Here is a 2,561-nt window from a genome sequence, read left to right on the forward strand (position 1 = left end):
GGTAACCGGGGTTCGATTCCCCGTGGGCGTGCCAGATTCTGACAAGCCCCTGATTTTTCAGGGGCTTGTCTTTTTTGTATCTCCGAAAAAGATAAAACTCTGGTTGTTTGTGGTCATGAATATTTAGATATAGTGGATTAACTTTAAATCAGGACAAGGCGGAAGCCGCAGATACAGTGCAGATAGTACGGAACCGATTCACTTGGTGCTTCAGCACCTTAGAGAATCGTTCTCTTTGAGCTAAGGCGAGGTAACGCCGTACCGGTTTAAAGTTAATCCACTATATATCAGGCAGATATTCTTTTGATTAGGTTGACGGTACAATAGCCGAACTTTGAAATGATGAAACTTTTGTTTGCCTGCTTATGAAAAATCCGAAAATTATCTTCTTTGATATTGATGACACCCTCTATCGGAAATATACCGATACCCTGAGGCCTTCCGTTTATAAAGCAATGGCGGCGTTGAAAGAGAAAGGGATATTGACCGCGATTGCAACGGGTCGTCCTCCTGCGGCTATTCCGAAAAAAGTGCAGGAGCTGATCCGTGAAAGCGGAATCGATATGCTGGTGACCATTAATGGGCAATATACGTCGTTTCATGGGGAAGTATTGCAGGAATATCCGATGGATTCTGCGAATATGATGGAAATATGCGCGTCGTTGGACAATAAAAATATTGATTACGCCTTTGTGAATAACAATGAAATTGCGGTTTCCAACCCTTCATCGTTTGTTAAAGATGCATTGGCGCATATTTTTCCCGATTTTTTGGTGGATAAAGAATATTTTCATCGGGCAAAAGTGTATCAAATGCTGATCTTTGCAGACTCCAATCAAGAACGCGCCATTGAAGATGAAATTCAACAACACGGATTTAAATTGGTTCGGTGGCATGAATGTGCCATGGATATGCTTCGTTCTGAAGGTTCTAAGGCAAGGGGAATTGCTCATGCCGTAGGCAAACTGGGGATTGAAATGAAGGATGTTATGGCATTTGGTGACAGCTTCAACGACTTGGAAATGTTGTCTACTGTCGGATTTGGAGTGGCAATGGGCAATGGTGAAGCTGAGGCAAAGGCTATGGCAAAATTTGTATGCCCGAGCGTGGACGAGGATGGGGTGTTGCGGGGATTACAGGAATTGGGCGTTATCGACTGAATAGGTCGTCTGAAATTTCAGACGACCTTATGAGAAAGTGTTGATGGTGGCGATATGATATTTCATTTGATTGCCGGTATATTTTGAGTAAAACAAAAGACCGCTTCGTTTGTTGCGGTCTTTTGTTTTATACGGCAGAGGGTGCTAGTCAGTTATCTAGCTTGCCGATGATTTCATTTAACGCTTTTTGCCAATCGGATGCCTTGATGCCGCATTCGTTTTCTATTTTTTGGCAGTCCATAATGCTGTAAGCAGGACGCGGGGCGGGTAGGGGGTATTGGTCGGTCGTGATGGCGTTCAGTTGCGGAACTCTGAAATTAGGGGCTTGCTGTTGCGCTGCTTGGAAAATGGCTTGTGCAAATTCATACCATGTTACCGATTTGTTGCCGCCGTAGTGATAAATACCCCGTGGGGCGACGGGTTGCTGTAGCAATGCAATGATGGCTTGGGCAAGGTCGCCGGCGTAGGTCGGGCTGCCTGTTTGGTCGTGAACGATGGAGAGGTTGTCCCGTTCTCCTGCTAGTCTGATCATGGTTTTAACAAAGTTGTTGCCGTATTCGCTGAATAGCCATGAGGTACGGATGATGACGCTGTCCGGATTGGCTGCCAAAGCGAGCAGTTCGCCTGAGACTTTAGTGCGCCCATACACGCTTTGCGGGTTGGTATAGTCTTGCTCTTTGTATGGGGTCTTGTTTGTGCCGTCGAACACATAGTCCGTAGAGATATGGATAAAGCGGGCTTGGCAGGCGCGGGCGGCAGAGGCGAGGTTGTGGACGGCGGTGGCGTTGACGGCAAATGCGGTACTGACATGGGCCTCTGCTTTATCGACTGCGGTAAAGGCCGCTGCATTGACTATGGCGTCGGGTTGGAAGTTTTGAACCATATTGCGAACGGCTTCGGTATCTGTAATATCCAAGGATGTCGAATCTGTGGCAATCAATTCCCAATTTTCAGGCAGGCGGTCGCGAAAGCAACGCGCCAATTGTCCTTTTGAACCGGTTAACAGGGTTCGCATATGGTTTCTCCTCGTTTGAAAGTTTTAAAAAAGTATTGCCGGATTAAAAGGACGGCAATTGGAACGATTCGGGCAAGCGTCCGAATTCATTATTCGGGAACGCTGAAACAGTACATTCAAGACAAAACAGATTGGAAGACGGTTGGGCAGATGTTTGACCCGCCAATAAGACCATTTTGTGAAATAACCCTTTTGCAAATTCAGGCTGGGACATCTTAACTGCATCATCCCTGCGTAGAAACGAAAGCAGAAGATGCTTCCCATTTTCTATTTTCAGACGACCCCGCTTGTTTCCGAAAAAGATGGAAAGCGGATTTAAACCTGAAATCATGCTGATTTTTGCAAGAGGAATAATGTAGTGGATTAAATTTAAATCAGGACAAGGC

The 2,561-nt window shown here is 45.9% G+C and carries 3 protein-coding genes; 1 reads left to right on the plus strand and 2 read right to left on the minus strand.

The genetic code is table 11. The annotated features are described in order from the left end of the window. The first annotated feature begins 365 nt into the window (after positions 1-365). Complete coding sequence (locus tag HMPREF3050_RS05315) at positions 366-1,160, plus strand: Cof-type HAD-IIB family hydrolase (RefSeq protein ID WP_070773864.1); 795 nt, start codon at positions 366-368, stop codon at positions 1,158-1,160. 148 nt (positions 1,161-1,308) lie between these two features. On the opposite strand, the gene rfbD is transcribed toward HMPREF3050_RS05315, so the two are convergent. Together rfbD and HMPREF3050_RS14600 are read right to left on the minus strand one after the other, a co-directional pair. Next, positions 1,309-2,175, minus strand: a complete 867-nt coding sequence (rfbD, locus tag HMPREF3050_RS05320; RefSeq protein WP_070773867.1) for a dTDP-4-dehydrorhamnose reductase — start codon at positions 2,173-2,175, stop codon at positions 1,309-1,311. Between the two features lie 43 nt (positions 2,176-2,218). Beyond that, positions 2,219-2,561 (minus strand): hypothetical protein (locus HMPREF3050_RS14600; RefSeq protein WP_168166259.1); only part of this gene is annotated, 343 nt, incomplete at its 5' end.

Source organism: Neisseria sp. HMSC065D04 (genome assembly GCF_001815675.1).
Lineage (GTDB): Bacteria > Pseudomonadota > Gammaproteobacteria > Burkholderiales > Neisseriaceae > Neisseria.